We start from the raw sequence: 808 nt of genomic DNA, 5'->3' as shown, positions 1-808 counted from the left end.
CCGGCGTGGCGACGGCCGCCGGGGCCCGCACCCGCTGGGCGGGGGTCTGCGCCGGGCTCTGGCTCGCGCTGACCGTGGTCGCCGCCGGGAAGTACGCCGAGCTGATCCCGATGCCGGTCATCGGCGGGCTGATCCTTGTGGTGGGGGTGGAGCTGATCCTCGGCAGGGTCCCCGACATCAAGCTGGTCATGGCGACGTCCTGGCCGTCGGTCGCGGCCATGGTCGCGACGTTCCTGGCCACCACCCAGCTCCCGCTCCAGCAGGCGATCATCCTCGGCGCGTTCCTGTCGCTGCTGCTGTTCTGCGGGCAGGTCGCCCGGCAGGGACGGCTGGTCCGGCTGATCCCGGGCAGGAACCCGGGCCACTGGGCGACCGCCCCGCTGCCCGAGCGGCTCGGCCGGGACGAGGTGATCGTCCTGCACTACGCGGGCGCCAGCTTCTTCGCCGAACTCACCCGGATCAACCAGGACTGGCCGCAGATCCGCGACGCCCACGGCTCCACCCTGATCCTCAGCCTGCGCGCCCTGCCCGACGTCCCCTCCTCGACCCTGGTCAAGGCGTTCCACCGCAACGCCCGGCAGCTCCAGGACGCCGGCGGCACCCTCGCCCTGGTCGGCGTGCAGTCAGGGCTGCGCCGGCTGCTCGACGCGGCGGGCACCACCGCCCTGATCGGTGAACGGAACCTGTACCCCGCCGACGGCGAGCTGTTCGCGCCGCTGGACCGCGCCTACACCGACGCGACGGCCCGCGCCGCCGCCCCCTGACCTGACCTACGCACGCTGACCTGCGCGCGCTGACCTACGCGCGC

The 808-nt window shown here is 73.9% G+C and carries 1 protein-coding gene; it reads left to right on the top strand.

Going from position 1 to position 808, the window contains the following annotated elements; all coding sequences use genetic code 11:
* Positions 1-764: STAS domain-containing protein (locus ACYVE7_RS34960; protein ID WP_460370954.1), on the top strand; the 764-nt coding region annotated here is incomplete at its 5' end.
* Positions 765-808 lie beyond the last annotated feature (44 nt).

The organism is Actinocorallia lasiicapitis, from assembly GCF_054778695.1.
This window is presented reverse-complemented; position numbering and strand designations above follow the sequence as displayed.